A 13,445-nucleotide genomic window follows, 5' to 3' on the forward strand; every position below is an offset into this window, starting at 1 on the left:
TTGACGGGACGAGTCTGTCCAAAACAGTTAAATTTACGTAAAATCAATGGCCATCTCAAGGTATTTTTCTCAAAAAAATCTGAGTTTAAATAACACTGGCCATGGATATCCATGGCCTTTTTGAGTGGTCTCAAGGAGAGAGATCATGATCATACAAGCAATTGCTATTAAAAAAACCATCGGCGGGAATCCGTTATTTGAGGAGTTATCCTGCCAAATCGAAGCTGGGGAAAAAATTGCCCTAGTCGGCATCAACGGAACGGGCAAATCAACCTTTTTACAAATCTTGACTGGCAGTGAAGGTGTCGATAGCGGCGTTATCAGCCGCCAAAAAGGCTTGAGGATCGGGACGGTCGAGCAAGAGCTGACAGTTTCTGAAGCAACCGTTACCCACTACCTGCTCCATTCTGCAGCTAACATTCAAGAACTCAAACAGCAAATGAGCCATTACGAAGCCTTGATGGCAGAACCCGATACTGATTTAGAGAAGTGTCTGATCCGTTATGGCGAGCTGCAGCAGCGCTTTGAAGAGCTGGGCGGTTATGGATTAGAAGACCGAATTTCCGCGATCTTACAAGGGTTAGGAATTCCCCATCGGCAGGACGCACGGTTAACAGACCTTAGCGGGGGTGAACGGGTCAAAGTCGCTTTAGCCAAAGTGTTAGTCACCGATGCTGACTTGCTGTTACTGGATGAACCAACCAATCACTTGGATCTTTCAAGTATCCGCTGGTTGGAAAATTATTTACAGAATACGAAAAAAGCGGTTCTAGTCGTTTCTCACGATCGACACTTTCTCGATCAAGTCACCACCAAGACCTGGGAACTGGAAGAAGGCGCCCTGATTGAGTATCCTGGGAACTATAGCCGATTTCGTGTCTTGAAAGAAGCTCGCTTGGCGGAGCTGACCAAAAATTACGAACTGCAGCAAAAAGAAGTCCAGCGACTGAAAGTCATGATTCGTCGATTTCGTCAGTGGGGCCATGAAGGAGACAATGAATCCTTCTTCAAAAAAGCCAAAGAATTGGAACGCCGCCTAGCGAAACTTACACTGGTCAAACCGCCAGCGCCCCCGAAAAATCGGCTGCAAGGCTTGGCAAATGGCGGAAAATCAGGTAAAGAGGTGTTCATCGTTCGCGACTTGCACCAGCAATATGCCGATCAGCTCCTATTCAAAGACAGCAGTTTTGCAATCTACCGTGGGGAGCATCTAGCCATCATCGGCGACAATGGTACCGGAAAATCAACCTTACTCACATTACTTCTCGGTGAGGAGCTTCCTAGCGGCGGCACTATCAAGCGCGGCAGCAGCTTACAAATCGGCTATTTGCCCCAACAGCTACAGTTTGCCGATACTGAGAGCCGCTTGTTGGCCTACGTACAGACGTTGACAGGAAACGAAGAGGCTGCTCGTCGGCAATTGGCCAAAAGTGGGTTTTATCAAAGTGATGTGGCCAAACGAATCAAAGATTTATCTGGTGGTGAAAAAATCCGTTTGGCGTTACTGAAACTCTTTTTAGAAAAAATCAACGTCCTGATTTTGGATGAACCAACCAATCACCTCGACAGCTATGCCCGAGAAGAAATTGAAGAAATGCTGCAAGATTATCAAGGGACCCTGCTGGCAGTCAGCCATGACCGCTACTTTTTGCAGCAGCACTTCCAAGAAGCCCTGGTCATTGCACAGCAGCAGATCACACGCCAGCCACTAAGCCCATTGATTGACTAAGACATTGATTCGCAACAAAAAAAACTTGATTTTCCTACAGTAAGCATGGGTTGTTCAATCCATGCATAGGCGGAAAATCAAGTTTTTATTTTTTGATCAATGAATGTTGCCGATCAAGTTGCGGATCGGTTTTCTAGCTAAATACAAGATGATGCCGACAACAACGGCTACTCCGCCGACGATGCCATAGTACATCCCTTCTGTTTGTGGTGTATAGAACCGAGCGATTTGCGCATTGATGGCTTGTGAAGAAGCGTCTGCTAACAACCAAATCGCCAAGGTTTGTGCTTCGAAAGCTTTCGGCGCTAGTTTGGTCGTCACCGACAAGCCCACCGGTGAAAGACACATTTCCCCTGCAATCATGATGAAGAAGCTCAATACCAACCATAATGGGCTGACCCGTTCTTCTACTCCAAACAAGAGGCTTGGCAGCATTAGCAATAGAAAGGACAAACCGGCTAAGACTAAACCGATGGCAAACTTCACTTCTGTCCGTGGCTGACGAGAGCCTAGTTTGGTCCACAACCAGACAAAGACAGGTGTCAGTAAGACGACAAAAAGTGGATTTAAGGTTTGATACAAACTTGCTGGAATATTGATGCCGAATAACGTTGATTGCGTACGGTCAGCAGCAAACAATGCCAAGATCGATGAGCCTTGTTCTTCTAAGGACCAAAAGACGATCGCTGACAAGAACAGCGGAATGTAGGCCAACACTTTTTTCTTTTCATCTGGTGTGACATCTTTCGAACGCAGCATTTTGGTAAAGTAGTAGATCGGCAAGAAAATACCTAAAACACTGATGAAGTTGATGAAGAAATCAACCGTCAGATGGCCTGTTGCAGCAGCTGCGCCAAATAACACTGCCAATGCGAGAAGAACTAGAACGACTGCTCGGAAGAAGGTTTTCTTTTCGGCTGCCGATAAGGGATTCGTTGGCGCGATCGCTACACTTTTCAACGTGGTTTTTCCTTGCACATAATACTGCACCAAACCGATAAACATCCCGATAGCAGCAATCGAAAAGCCTAAGTGGTAGTTGACCTCTTGTCCTAAGATCCCGACGATGATCGGTGCTAACAAGCCACCGATATTGATCCCCATGTAGAAAATTGAGAAACCAGCATCCCGACGGATATCGTCTTTGCTGTACAAATGCCCCACCATACCCGACACGTTGGATTTCAAGAGTCCGGTTCCGATGACGATCAGCATCATGGACACAAACAACGCTGGAATCCCTAAAGGTGTTGCCAAGACGATGTGTCCTAACATGATCAAGATTCCACCATAAAAGACGGATTTATTTGATCCTAAAAGACGGTCCGAGATCCAACCGCCAACAATACTTGACATATACACTAAGGAACCGTAAATCGACATGATCGCCACAGCCGTTCCTTTTGGCAACCCTAAGCCGCCGTTGGCAACTGCATCGTACATGAAGTACACCAAAATCGCCCGCATACCATAATAACTGAATCGTTCCCACATTTCCGTGAAGAATAACGTCGACAGCCCTCGCGGCTGACCTAAGAATGTTTTTTCTTTTTCCATATGTAATGGCCCCTTATAAAAATTAATGAAAATAAAATAGCGGAATTTTTCTGAAAATTCACAAATGCCAGTTTATTCCCATTTGGCAACTTTTACAAGGGTATTTCCCTGAGAACATCTTGTAAAAAAGGAAGGAAATTTAAATTCAAATGAAAGCAAAATGAGAAGCCATCCACCTAGGTGCAGTATGAGCCAATTTTCATATGTATAATTATTAAATTTTCTGTTTAAAAAATTAGAAAATGGTCTTCACCAATTTTTCTCTCTAGTCCCGTTTTGCGGACTTTCCTACAAAAAAACACATGCAAGCATTTCTCTTGCATGTGTTTCAGCTTCTATTCTAAGAAATGTTTTCGCTTAGCCGCGTAAACGTTCCACATCACGAGCGATCATTAATTCTTCATCTGTTGGGATCAAAAGTACTTTGACTTTTGACTCTTCAGTTGAGATCACTAATTCTTCGCCGCGTTTTGCATTTTGATCGGCATCTAATTCGCAACCAAACCAAGTCATGCCTTTGATAACTTCGCTGCGGACGTGGGCATCATTTTCACCGATACCAGCAGTAAAGACGATCGCATCGACACCGTTCATGGTCGTTACATAGCCACCGATGTATTTACGGATGCGGTCAGTAAAGACGTCATAAGCAACTTTGACTTCTTCTTTGTCGTAGTTTGCTTCTAGATCGCGCATGTCGCTGGAAATACCAGTTAAGCCTAATAAACCAGATTTTTTGTTTAAAACATCCACCATTTCATCGATGTTCAAATCTAATTTTTCCATTAAGTAAGGCAAAACAGCAGGATCGATGTCACCAGAACGTGTTCCCATCGTTACACCAGCTAACGGCGTGAAGCCCATTGATGTATCTACTGATTTTCCGCCGTCAACTGCAGTGATCGACGCACCGTTCCCTAGATGGCAAGTGATGATTTTTAATTCTTCGATTGGTTTGCCTAACATTTCTGCCGCACGCTCAGAAACATAACGGTGGCTTGTACCGTGGAAGCCGTATTTACGTACTTTAAACTCGTTATAGTACTCTAATGGCAAGCTGTATAGGTAATTGTGTTTTGGCATCGTTGCATGGAAAGAAGTATCAAAAACAGCGACACTGATGATTTCAGGCAAGATTTTTTTGAAAGCAGTGATCCCCATCAAGTTTGCTGGGTTGTGTAATGGCGCAAATTCAGCCAATGCTTGGATGCGTTCCATCACTTCGTCTGTGATCACAACTGAATCAGGGAAATCTTCTCCGCCGTGAACGACGCGGTGACCGACGCCAGTGATTTCATCATAAGCACCTAAAATGTTTAATTCGATCAGTTGATCCAATAACATTTTTACAGCTACTTCGTGATCGTTGATATCGATGATTTGTTCGAATTTTTGATCTTCCCCATATTTGATGGTAAAGATAGAATCTTTCAAACCGATTCGTTCAACGATTCCTTTAGCGACAACTGTTTCCTCTGGCATTTGATATAATTGCCATTTTAAACTTGAACTTCCAGCATTGATTGCGATTGTTTTTGACATGATGATCTCCTTATCCGAATTATATTACAGATTTGCTGCTTTCCAAGCCGCAAATTGTTCAAAAAGTTTTGTGATGTTCTTTGGTTCTTTCAGTGAGGCTAGCTTGACCAGCAAGACTTCTTCTGCTTGTTTGCTTGTCCCTCCGTGGTTTTGTAAAAGCAATATACTTTTACGTGAATGTTCATTTTTAAAGAGTTCTTCAGGAAGCTGAATCATTCCTTGCAAATAAACCTTTTCTTTCAGCCATTTTTTCAAAAATTCACTCTGTTCCGTTTCCAAGAAATTGCTTGGTAGTAAGAACAAACCGTAACCGCCAGCTTTGACATAGTTCATCGCTTGTTCCATCAACAAATGATGGGCGTAACTGTGTCCTTCTGGAGCCGCCGTAATAAAGCTGCGGGCTTTGTCATCTTGTGGGTAATAGCCCACCGGTAGATCGCTGATCGCCAGATCCATCGGTTCGATCAAAAGCTCTTGCAAGCCATCTTGATGGAACAAATGCAAGGGCGCTTTGGTCCATTCGCCAGTTGCAGCTGCGATCGCCAACAAGGTTTCGTCAATATCCACACCGGTTCCTTCTACTGGACGCTTGGCTAATTGCAGATTCAGCAAGACTGTCAATAAGAGATTCCCCATGCCTACCGATAAATCAAGAAGTTTCACTGGTTGATCGGCACTACTCAACTGCTCGATCAAATAGACGAATAAAAACCCAAGACTATCTGGTGTCAGTTGGTGATTGGCCTGCAGGCGCTCCGTTTGGCTGCCTTTCAACAAAACCAACTGCGCAAGCTTGCGTTTTTCTTCTGCCGATAGTTCCATTGCTCGAATTTCTTGATAGATGGTTTCTAAACGAGCAGCAGTTGCTTCATCTGGTACCCCATCGATCACGCGAACTTGGTATTGATCAACAAAATTTTCGATCGTCTCTACGTAAGCATCAAAAAAAGACGTTTCCAATGCGTTTTGAAGCAGTTGGATCGCTTCAACGGTCAAATGAAAAGACGTTTCCATTTTTTCTGCGGACATCTTGCACCTCTTTTCAAAACTATAACAACATATATACCTGTTTAATTTTAGCCGATTCATCCAAAATAATCAATCGCTTTCGTTTAGAATAATTTGTGAAGCTGTAAACATTCTTTTTCTATTTCTGTATGAAAAAGGATGGTCGAAACAACCATCCTTTTCCTGTACTATTCTTCTTGGTCATCTGTGTCTATTTCAGGCTGCTCTTCAGGCAACAAAAAGGTAAAAGTAAATCGCCGACTTTTGACATAGCATTCGATCTGTAAGCTCTGTCCTTGCCGTTCATAAGTCAACTTTCCTACATTATAAAACCGTGTCCCTCGATCTTCCAACTCGTTTTGCAAGAATTCCGCATGGAAAAGTTCACTCATAATACGGGCTTCATAGGTTTCAATGGTTTTTGTATAAAAAAGGGCTGTTGTGCGGCTGTTTTCTAACACCAGCAATAACATCAAGCTCAACAGCTGCACAAACAACAATGCTGTGAGTAAAATACCGCCTTTATGCCGCCTCTTGTGAGTGTATTTTCCATTGTCCAATTTTCTGGTCTCCATTCTCAAAGGAAACGGTAAAGCGGATCGCTGCGCCAATTTTCTCAAAAGACACATCTGCCACTTCTGTCAACAACGGTTGATAGCCATTGTTGTCCCGTTTCCGCAACACGCGGTTGATGCGATCGATCGTTACCGAATTGTTTTGACTGCTTCGCAAATATAGCGTGTTCTCGCTGACTGATAGATAGACACAGGTACTTAATTCCCGTTCCAACTGAAACAAAAAAACATGCCATTCTTGATCTTTGCGAGCCATGATCTGCTGATTGACCGGTGCGAGGTGCTTGACGATCCCGCTGATCATCAATAAGCAGATCGCCAATACCCATAAAGACAACAGACACTCCAACAAAGTAAAGCCTTTACTCTTCATACACAATCTCCCAGAGCTGTTCGCCACTTTGGATGCGTGCCTGTTGATGCTGCGCTGCTTGCCAAAAGCGAACTTGATAGACCGTCTGACGCTGCGTCGTGTAGGTAATGGTTGACGCATCAAAGGAGTGGTTCTGGACTTCTTCATACAGCACCCGCAGCATTTGGGCTTTTTCCTGCAATGCCGCACTTTGCGTCAGTGAAGCGGTCTGCATCGCTAAAAACAATAACACACAGGTTGCCAACACCCCAAAGCCAATCAGGCTTTCTGCTAAGATGAACCCGCTATTCAACGATTTTTTCATAGCGTCCGCTCCCAAATAAAAACTTATAGCTGATGGTTTGCTTTTTCTCCTGCCAATAGAAAACGATCCTTCGCAGACTGCTATTGTTGCCGGACTGACTACTAAAAAGAATATCGGGAAACGCCTGCATCGCTAGTTGAGGAGGGACTTCGATCTTGGTGACCGGCTCAGTTGCAGCGCCATAAAATGAAACAGTTGGCGTTGGCGCTGCTTGATAAACGGCTCGGGTTTGTGTGTTATCGATGATGGCCGATTGCTGTATGGTATAGAGGCCTTTTTCTAAGCGTGCACAAAAGCCTAAGACTTCAGCAGATCGTTGATAGTACTCGATGGCCACGACGGGAAAAAAGAGAAACATACTACTGACCATGAGGACCAAAAGGCTTTCTATTAAAGTAAAACCAGCAAAAGAGCAACGTCGACAGCCCTTAGTCCCCTTGCTCATAAATCGCATATTGCTCCTCAGATACATACCCTTCAGCGATCAATTCTTCTCTCGAGGGCTCCCGATTTTCATTCAGACGAAAGAGTTCGATCTGGGTTTCCACCACTTTCACGATGGCCGCATTTCCTTTCTCATCAATGATTCCTCTTTGCTTGGCAAGATTTGGGACAAACAACAAAACCAAAATACTGATCACTAATAAAACAACCAACATTTCAACCAATGTAAAGCCTTTTTTGACACGCCAAATCCCCTGCTTGCGAGAAGATGCGACTTTCTTTTCTATCATTCGATCACTCCTTGGATATTTCCATAGATTGGTAAAAACATAGCGGCATAGATCCCAACGATCATTAAAGCAACCAACAAAAAAATCAGAGGCTGAACCCAGTGAATAGCTTTTTCGATTCGTTGAAACAAGCGATCCATCAATAATTGACTGTATAAAAAAAGCTCTTCTCCTAACTTTCCCCGTACTTCTCCTTGAAAGACGATCAAAGAAAATTCTGGTGTGAGAAACGAGAAATGACGAAGTTTTTCTGGGAGTTCTCCGCCAAGTGTCAAGGTCACTCGCAACTCTCGCGCTAATTCTTGGATCAAGGTAGCTTTATTGGTGTGCTCCATACACTCAATGATCTGTTGGATATCTAACCCTTGCTGAAACAACTTGCCCCATTCCAATGCGAAAAAACTCGTGTGATAACTCGTGTACAATGCTCCGAACAATGGCAGGTGGCTGAAGAATACAGCTTTTTGCAAGGCAGTGCGGCGGGCAAATACCCAGCGGCTGATCACAAAAAGCAGCACACTTACCAACAAGAAGAGGATAAGTACTGCTGGTGCCCAAGTGATGGCGCGAATGCCCCAATGACCTTCGTCGATCATGCCAGAGGCTAACAATTGAGGCATTAAAAAGCGATGCATGCCAAAGAGAGCCGCCACTAAAAAGACCAGTAGCAAAAGCGGATAGGCCGCTACTTTGTACAGCAGCTGTTTTTGCTTGTTGACCAATTTGTGGTAGTCGACCATCCGCCGCAAGGTCGTCGTGAGATTCCCATGACTTTCTGCTAAATAAAGCTGATTTTTTTCGGTAGCCGATAAAGACAACGGCGCTACTGCTGCTGCCAAGCTTTGCCCTTGGGCAAGATGGGCAATCAGCTGTTCGATCACAGGTTCAGAAAACTGGCGACTGCGCAGCAACACTTGGAGGCTTTCTTGTAGGGAAAAGCCACTCTCCAATAACACCGTGAAGGTGACCAAGAGGGCTTCAGTTGCACGGCGTGGTAGCTGGGGCTTCTTTTTCATAAACTTCATCGGTGATCCACCCACTTTCTTTCACTCGTTTTAATACGTGCTGCCACTGTTTTTCCACTTGCCCCTCATAAAAGTGATACGCCAGCAATCCATGGGGTTCGTTGACTTCATTCGGCAACAATCGCTGATAAATGATCCCTTGCAACGCGTGCGCCAGAAGATCGTCTGCCCCTAGCAATTCCAGCAGCCGTGTCTTGGTTTCTGCTACACCTCGTGCATGGATCGTGGCAAATACTCGATGACCTGTCAGAGCGGCTCGTACAGCGGCTTGCGCCGTCTCTTTGTTACGGATCTCACCAATCAAAAGCAGGTCCGGACGATGCCGTAAAGACAAGCGAATCAATTCATCATAGTCTTGTCCGATTTTCAAATTGGTCTGTAGCTGCAAAAAATGCGGCTCTTCAATCTCCACAGGATCTTCGATGGTAATGACTTGTCCCTTGGTTGCCCGTGCTAATTGATACATGAGGGTCGATTTTCCTGAGCCAGTGGGACCAGAAAATAAATATAGGCCTCTTTGTTTGGTTGTCTGTTGGATCTGCTGGACGTCTTCTGCAAAAAAATAGCGCAGATGCTCCTTGTTCAAAGGATAAAGAAACCGCATCACGAGACTTTCACGCCCTTGATAATCACCCACCGTTGAGACGCGCAACCGCTGTAGCTGATCGCCTAACAGATAGCTGACTGCGCCTAACTGAGCTTTGCGCCGTTCTCCCACCTCCATTCCTCCTAAAAATTTGAAGCGGGTGATCAGCTGCTGAGCTTCTTCGTTGGTCAGTACTTGATAGGTCTTTCTGAGATAGCTTTTACTGAAAATCACCTCCATCTGTGTACCGCTAGGCAAAATGGTCAGATCCTGCATGTGTTCTTGTCTCCCATAATGAATCAACTCGTCTGAGAATGCTTGAATATCCACGACTTATCCCTCCTAAAAAGAAATACGCAAACGCTTTGAGAATAGAAAAAAAAGATGAAGCAAATTTGCTTCATCTTTCATCATTCGTTTATTTCTGTGGTTCTTTTGCCACAAATTGGGCTTCCACCCGATAGATCCGCTGCCCGCGGCTTGAGAATTTTTCTTCATATTCCGTCATGATATTGTTCTCAAAGGAACTGTTATGCAAGTCCAACCAAACTTGTTTGATAATCATGTCGTATTGAGAAAAGCTCGCTAAGGAATACTCAAACAATCCTTGGTTATCCGTTTTGAAATGGATCTCGCCGTTGGGACGTAAAATCTGCTCGTCGACTGCTAAAAAGGCTTTGGAAGTCAAACGGCGCTTCTCATGCTTCTTCTTAGGCCATGGATCAGAAAAATTCAAATAGATCTGGTCTACTTCATTGTCTGCAAAATAGTTGGTCAATGCGGAACCATCGACATGCAGCAGTTGCAAGTTCGGGATCTCCTGCTCGATCATTTTATCTAATGCGATCGAAACGACACTAATCTGCATTTCCACACCAATATAATTGATCTCGGGATGAGCTTTCGCCATTTCCGTAATAAATTGGCCTTTTCCCATTCCAATTTCGATATGCAGCGGGTGATCATTGCCAAAGCGTTCATGCCAACGCCCTTTCCATTCAGTAGGCTCTGCCACAACGTATTCTGGATGAGCGTCAATCAGCTCTTTTGCACCTGCACGTTTTCTTACTCTCATGTTTCTTCCTTTCCGAAAAAACAAGATGGAACCAAATTGCCTCGCTCCATCTTCTCTTCATTCGCTATAAATTCGTTTTAATTGTAAAATCTCTGCATTCATGGCTTTGTAATCGCCTCGCAGATAATATTTTTTGACCTCTTGCAGCATACTCAACAATGCGTACCAATAAATCTTTTCGATCACTTCGCTGCTGCTGTGGATACCATAGCGCACGAGCCAATGAGACCAGCCAGATAATGGCACATAGTGACCTAAAATAGTGCCGATATCGATTGCCGGATCTGCAAACATCACGGAATCCCAATCGACTAAATACAAATAGTTTTGACAAACTAGCCAATTTCGATAATTGACATCGCCATGGACGACCGCGGCTTTCTGCTCGTCAAAAGCTGGAATATTGGTTTTTAAATACTCGGTGACCAAATGAATAAAACGGTTTTGGGCGACCGCAGAAGGCAGCTGATCCTGATAATCCATCAGCATCTGTTCAGGCGATCTGACTTGTCCGCCGATTTTGCTTAGCATCTGTGCCAACGTTTTTGAATGATGCAAGTGATACAACACATCAATGACATCATTTCTTTGGCCGATTTCATCGGGATCTAAGACCCGTCCATCCAGCCATTCTTGTGCGGAGAGCGTATCCCCATTTCCTGTCCGTTTCGTCCAGACGAGTTTGGGTGCAATGCCCTCTTTAGAGAGTGCCGCAAGCATCGGGGTCGTATTTCGTTTGATAAAGACTTTGTCGTTGTCCTTGAGCCCGATATAGGCTTTCCCGGTGTCGCCTTTGATTGGCCGCATACGCCAATCTTGATCCAAGCGAATATCCATCCTAGCTTCTCTCCTTATTTCGCAGTACCTCTTATTCTAGCTTCCTAATGGGTCGCCGTCAAGCGCATATGCGTTCGCTTTTTGTAAGAGAGGCCACTTGTGGATCAGGCGTGCATTTTCTTTAATCGCCCTGGCAAGTAGATGCCTAAAAAAAGACCCGCAAACCCTAAGAAGCCAAGAAACGCGATACCGCCTTGCCAAACAAAAGGCAAGCGCAAGCAACAGATCACGCCGAAAAGAACTGCGGTCACCAGTAAGAGTGCCCCAAGAATTTTTTTGATCGCTGCGGCTTTTTGTTTTTCTGGCACGGGATACAGATGTGTCAAAACCATGTATTGAAACTCATTGATCAAAGGAATCAGTTGGAAACCGATCAGATAAAGAAACAAGCAGCCGATCAGCAGACTGATCCAAAGCTCATCGACAAAGAATAAGACGAACCCACCAATCAAAGTCAAACGGACATAAAGCCCGCCATATTGCCCCCCACGGATCACTCGGCGCAAGTAAAGATAGAGGTACGTATTGCTGTGCACTGGTTTGATCTTTGCCAGCAGCCAGTCGAGGTATTTGCGCCGTTTGGCTTCCGTCGTGATTTGGGGAACATCTGTAAATAAGTTGATAAACCGATAGATACGCATTAAGCGCGACTGTTCGGCTTGGATCATATAGTCCCAATCCAAAAGCTGGCTATTGGCTTTCAGTCCAAAGAGGAACCAGATTGCTTGGAAGATGCTGATCCCCAACCCTAGCCAAGGTGCTACATAAATACTGGCAAGTGTGGCAGCTAACGCACTTGCGAACCAGATGCCTCGCTGCTGTTTGACTTGCTGCTGAGTTTCTTGATACAAACGAATCCGTTGTAGTGAAAGATCCCCCAGTTTTAAGAGCCACATCATCCCTAAAAAGTATGGGAATGAGGCAAAGGTGCTGTTTGCTGTGACCACGACCAAAGGCATCGTTGCCCCTACGGTTAAAAATAAAACCCCAAAGGGCAGCCAGAGGGAATAACGTAACGCTTGGCTGAGATAACTTGTCATTTGTCCTTCTTTGGCTAACAGAAAAATCAAATCTGCCGGTTTCGTCAGTGTCGCTAAGCGTCCCAGCGGTAAAACAAAGAGCCAAACAGCGACCACGATGATGCCGCCTAATGGAAACGGCCGCGGCAATGTTTTTAGCAATTCAGAATAATAGAGCCCCAGACCTCCGACTAAGAAGGTGCTGATCAAAGCAAAATGATCATTGAAGACATAGCGCAAATAGCGTGTCATCTGTTTTTGATGCCGCTGTAAGCGTTGCGAGAAAAACTGCTTCATGCTTGACTCTCCTTTGTCAGTGCGAGGTACAGATCATCAAGGGAGGCTTCTGGTGCTTGAAATTGGCTTCTTAGTTCCGCCAATGTCCCTTGTGCGCGGATCTCACCGTTATGCAAGAGGATGAATTTGTCACAATACTTCTCTGCGGTTGCTAAAATGTGGGTGGACATCAAAATAGATGCCCCGGTTTGTTTCATCTCATTCATCAGTTCCAATAACGCATTGATCGCTAAAGGATCTAATCCTAGAAAGGGTTCATCAATGATGTAGACACTCGGCTCAATCAAAAAGGCACACAGTACCATAACTTTTTGTTTCATCCCTTTTGAAAAGTTTGCCGGGAACCAATCGAGTTTGTTTTCTAAGCGAAAGGTTTTTAGCAGGCGTTCTGCTCGCTTCATGGCTTCTTCTTGTGGAAGATCGTAGGCCATCGCCGTCACTTCAATGTGCTCTCTTAAGGTCAATTCTTCATATAAAGAAGGGGTTTCGGGGATATACCCGATTTGTTTGCGGTATTGCTCTGGGTTTTCTTTAAGGGTCAAGCCATCGATCGTGATGGTGCCGCTATGAGGTTGCAGTAAACCGATGATTTCTTTGATCGTCGTACTCTTCCCTGCCCCGTTCAAGCCGATCAAGCCAACGAGCTCCCCATCGCCGATCGTAAAATCAATATTTTTTAAGACTGGCAGCTGATTGTAGCCGCCTGTCACGTTTGCTACTTGTAAAGTCATTTTTTCCCTCCGATTCGCCTGATTATGGCTCTTTGTCAACGTAGGCTCTTTTT

15 protein-coding genes are annotated in these 13,445 nt (G+C 44.7%); 1 reads left to right on the top strand and 14 read right to left on the bottom strand.

The annotated features are described in order from the left end of the window. Positions 1-145 precede the first annotated feature (145 nt). On the top strand, positions 146-1,729 hold the full coding sequence (gene abc-f / locus CXM95_RS16305) for a ribosomal protection-like ABC-F family protein (protein WP_101699431.1): 1,584 nt from the start codon (positions 146-148) through the stop codon (positions 1,727-1,729). A gap of 96 nt (positions 1,730-1,825) precedes the next feature. Here abc-f and CXM95_RS16310 read toward each other — a convergent pair whose 3' ends face one another. The 14 genes from CXM95_RS16310 to CXM95_RS16375 all read right to left on the bottom strand — a co-directional run bounded on the left by CXM95_RS16310 (position 1,826) and on the right by CXM95_RS16375 (position 13,392). After that, positions 1,826-3,286: a peptide MFS transporter gene (locus tag CXM95_RS16310; protein ID WP_005227746.1), complete on the bottom strand. Its 1,461-nt coding sequence runs from the start codon at positions 3,284-3,286 to the stop codon at positions 1,826-1,828. A gap of 357 nt (positions 3,287-3,643) precedes the next feature. After that, on the bottom strand, positions 3,644-4,828 hold the full coding sequence (locus CXM95_RS16315) for an acetate/propionate family kinase (protein ID WP_005233419.1): 1,185 nt from the start codon (positions 4,826-4,828) through the stop codon (positions 3,644-3,646). Between the two features lie 24 nt (positions 4,829-4,852). Next, positions 4,853-5,857: a class I SAM-dependent methyltransferase gene (locus tag CXM95_RS16320; protein ID WP_005233418.1), complete on the bottom strand. Its 1,005-nt coding sequence runs from the start codon at positions 5,855-5,857 to the stop codon at positions 4,853-4,855. A 167-nt stretch (positions 5,858-6,024) separates the two neighbouring features. Beyond that, positions 6,025-6,396 (bottom strand): competence type IV pilus minor pilin ComGG, encoded by a 372-nt coding sequence (comGG, locus tag CXM95_RS16325; protein WP_008382038.1) that lies wholly within the window; start codon positions 6,394-6,396, stop codon positions 6,025-6,027. Further along, on the bottom strand, positions 6,359-6,784 hold the full coding sequence (gene comGF / locus CXM95_RS16330) for a competence type IV pilus minor pilin ComGF (protein WP_005233416.1): 426 nt from the start codon (positions 6,782-6,784) through the stop codon (positions 6,359-6,361). The genes comGG and comGF overlap by 38 nt, the downstream gene beginning before the upstream one ends. Continuing rightward, the gene (locus CXM95_RS16335) at positions 6,774-7,088 is read right to left on the bottom strand and encodes a hypothetical protein (protein ID WP_005233415.1); all 315 of its coding nucleotides are present in this window, start codon (positions 7,086-7,088) and stop codon (positions 6,774-6,776) included. The genes comGF and CXM95_RS16335 overlap by 11 nt, the downstream gene beginning before the upstream one ends. Beyond that, the gene (gene comGD, locus CXM95_RS16340) at positions 7,069-7,533 is read right to left on the bottom strand and encodes a competence type IV pilus minor pilin ComGD (protein WP_005233414.1); all 465 of its coding nucleotides are present in this window, start codon (positions 7,531-7,533) and stop codon (positions 7,069-7,071) included. The genes CXM95_RS16335 and comGD overlap by 20 nt, the downstream gene beginning before the upstream one ends. Then, a complete protein-coding gene (gene comGC / locus CXM95_RS16345) occupies positions 7,517-7,822 on the bottom strand; it encodes a competence type IV pilus major pilin ComGC (RefSeq protein WP_005233413.1) in 306 nt (101 codons plus the stop codon). Before comGC ends, comGD begins: the two co-directional genes overlap by 17 nt. Beyond that, positions 7,819-8,847: a competence type IV pilus assembly protein ComGB gene (gene comGB / locus CXM95_RS16350; protein WP_016612983.1), complete on the bottom strand. Its 1,029-nt coding sequence runs from the start codon at positions 8,845-8,847 to the stop codon at positions 7,819-7,821. Before comGB ends, comGC begins: the two co-directional genes overlap by 4 nt. After that, positions 8,801-9,763, bottom strand: coding sequence for a competence type IV pilus ATPase ComGA (gene comGA / locus CXM95_RS16355; protein WP_101699432.1), 963 nt, complete (start codon positions 9,761-9,763; stop codon positions 8,801-8,803). The genes comGB and comGA overlap by 47 nt, the downstream gene beginning before the upstream one ends. A gap of 88 nt (positions 9,764-9,851) precedes the next feature. Next, positions 9,852-10,508, bottom strand: a complete 657-nt coding sequence (gene trmB / locus CXM95_RS16360; RefSeq protein ID WP_101699433.1) for a tRNA (guanosine(46)-N7)-methyltransferase TrmB — start codon at positions 10,506-10,508, stop codon at positions 9,852-9,854. Positions 10,509-10,565: 57 nt separating this feature from the next. Beyond that, a complete protein-coding gene (locus CXM95_RS16365) occupies positions 10,566-11,345 on the bottom strand; it encodes a phosphotransferase family protein (RefSeq protein WP_005233409.1) in 780 nt (259 codons plus the stop codon). Positions 11,346-11,449: 104 nt separating this feature from the next. Beyond that, a complete protein-coding gene (locus CXM95_RS16370; protein ID WP_087664548.1) occupies positions 11,450-12,661 on the bottom strand; it encodes an ABC transporter permease in 1,212 nt (403 codons plus the stop codon). Then, positions 12,658-13,392, bottom strand: coding sequence for an ABC transporter ATP-binding protein (locus CXM95_RS16375; RefSeq protein WP_005233406.1), 735 nt, complete (start codon positions 13,390-13,392; stop codon positions 12,658-12,660). Before CXM95_RS16375 ends, CXM95_RS16370 begins: the two co-directional genes overlap by 4 nt. Between the last annotated feature and the right edge of the window lie 53 nt (positions 13,393-13,445).

The organism is Enterococcus sp. CR-Ec1 (genome assembly GCF_002850555.1).
Taxonomy (GTDB): Bacteria; Bacillota; Bacilli; order Lactobacillales; family Enterococcaceae; genus Enterococcus_D; species Enterococcus_D entomosocium.

Bases quoted from the DNA above. Each gene is read 5' to 3' on its own strand.
- CXM95_RS16365 (WP_005233409.1), bottom strand. From the start codon at position 11,345: ATGGATATTCGCTTGGATCAAGATTGGCGTATGCGGCCAATCAAAGGC.
- comGB (WP_016612983.1), bottom strand. From the start codon at position 8,847: ATGAAGTTTATGAAAAAGAAGCCCCAGCTACCACGCCGTGCAACTGAA.
- comGD (WP_005233414.1), bottom strand. From the start codon at position 7,533: ATGAGCAAGGGGACTAAGGGCTGTCGACGTTGCTCTTTTGCTGGTTTT.
- CXM95_RS16375 (WP_005233406.1), bottom strand. From the start codon at position 13,392: ATGACTTTACAAGTAGCAAACGTGACAGGCGGCTACAATCAGCTGCCA.
- comGC (WP_005233413.1), bottom strand. From the start codon at position 7,822: ATGATAGAAAAGAAAGTCGCATCTTCTCGCAAGCAGGGGATTTGGCGT.
- abc-f (WP_101699431.1), top strand. From the start codon at position 146: ATGATCATACAAGCAATTGCTATTAAAAAAACCATCGGCGGGAATCCG.
- trmB (WP_101699433.1), bottom strand. From the start codon at position 10,508: ATGAGAGTAAGAAAACGTGCAGGTGCAAAAGAGCTGATTGACGCTCAT.
- comGF (WP_005233416.1), bottom strand. From the start codon at position 6,784: ATGAAGAGTAAAGGCTTTACTTTGTTGGAGTGTCTGTTGTCTTTATGG.
- CXM95_RS16335 (WP_005233415.1), bottom strand. From the start codon at position 7,088: ATGAAAAAATCGTTGAATAGCGGGTTCATCTTAGCAGAAAGCCTGATT.
- CXM95_RS16320 (WP_005233418.1), bottom strand. From the start codon at position 5,857: ATGTCCGCAGAAAAAATGGAAACGTCTTTTCATTTGACCGTTGAAGCG.
- CXM95_RS16310 (WP_005227746.1), bottom strand. From the start codon at position 3,286: ATGGAAAAAGAAAAAACATTCTTAGGTCAGCCGCGAGGGCTGTCGACG.
- CXM95_RS16370 (WP_087664548.1), bottom strand. From the start codon at position 12,661: ATGAAGCAGTTTTTCTCGCAACGCTTACAGCGGCATCAAAAACAGATG.
- CXM95_RS16315 (WP_005233419.1), bottom strand. From the start codon at position 4,828: ATGTCAAAAACAATCGCAATCAATGCTGGAAGTTCAAGTTTAAAATGG.